The organism is Oleiphilus sp. HI0117 (genome assembly GCF_001635235.1).
In genome coordinates this window covers 1-1,011 of sequence record NZ_LWGA01000149.1, presented here as the reverse complement: position 1 = coordinate 1,011, position 1,011 = coordinate 1, and the positions used below count along the sequence as shown (strand labels likewise).

The following is a 1,011-nucleotide window of genomic DNA, read 5'->3' as shown; positions in this document are numbered from 1 at the left end:
GTTCACTCATATATTTTGCAATAAAGCCTAGGCTTTGCTGGCTAAGGAACATAAGAACCTTTTTCGACTTTGCTGCTAACAGATTGTGAGAGAATAGTAGTGGCACGGCTACCAGTAGTCCAAGAACTGTAGTCATTAGCGCTTGTGATATCCCGCCAGCCATTAGTTTTGGGTCTGCGTTTCCGACTAAAGTAATACTTTGAAAGGTATTGATCATGCCAACAACGGTGCCGAGTAAGCCCAGAAGAGGGGCGACTGCAGCGAGTAGTTTGATTGTCCCCAGGCCCTTATCCAGCTTAGGCATCTCGGACATAACGATCTCTTGTAGCTGAACTTCAAGCGTATCATGTTTTAGCTGAGTACTTTGCTCGTCACTTGAACTGCTTTCCTCATTTCCTTTGCATGCCTGATAGGCCTGAATTATTCGGCCAAGAGGATTGCTAGCGTCTGCAATTTACGGTGATCTCATTTGTTTTTTGATTGCTCGTTGAGAGTAGCTGATTGTTAACCATCTAAACAAGCTTAGTAAGAGCCCTAGTAAACCTAATGTGACAATGGCGTAGCCAATATATCCGCCTTGGTGGAAGCGATCTTCCAAGCTGGGAATCAGTGCCAGCTGTTCAAGTATCAAACCGTTCGAAGGGTCGATTACCGCTGTAAGGGGTGTGTTGGGACTTAGAGCCTGGTATTCGGCTTGCTCAACGACTCTTTGGTATTTTGAATTTGGTTGTATTGGAAGCGTATTTAGAGTGTTATTCGCCGGGTTGTGAACAAGAAAATTACCTTCGCTGGTCGTGGTAAACGTACCAATGCGTTGGATAACCGTCTGTTTTCGCTGGCCATCTACTGTAATTACTTCACCTTGGTAGGTGTGGCTTTGGCGGTTTTGCTGAATATCATATTGAAGTAGCTCGAAAAGGGCTCTTAAGTCATCTGAGTCGGGGAGTGCTGTTTTAGTTGCCAGCATGCGAAATGTTTCAAGCTTTGCAGGTGACTCATGACTAATAATGG

General features: G+C 44.9%; 1 protein-coding gene and 1 pseudogene. Both read right to left on the bottom strand.

The window, feature by feature from the left end:
- A partial coding sequence (locus A3757_RS01990; RefSeq protein ID WP_231878188.1) for a MotA/TolQ/ExbB proton channel family protein occupies positions 1 to 313 on the bottom strand: 313 nt, incomplete at its 3' end.
- A gap of 141 nt (positions 314 to 454) precedes the next feature.
- Positions 455 to 1,011, bottom strand: a pseudogene (locus A3757_RS26135) (hypothetical protein); the annotation flags it as partial.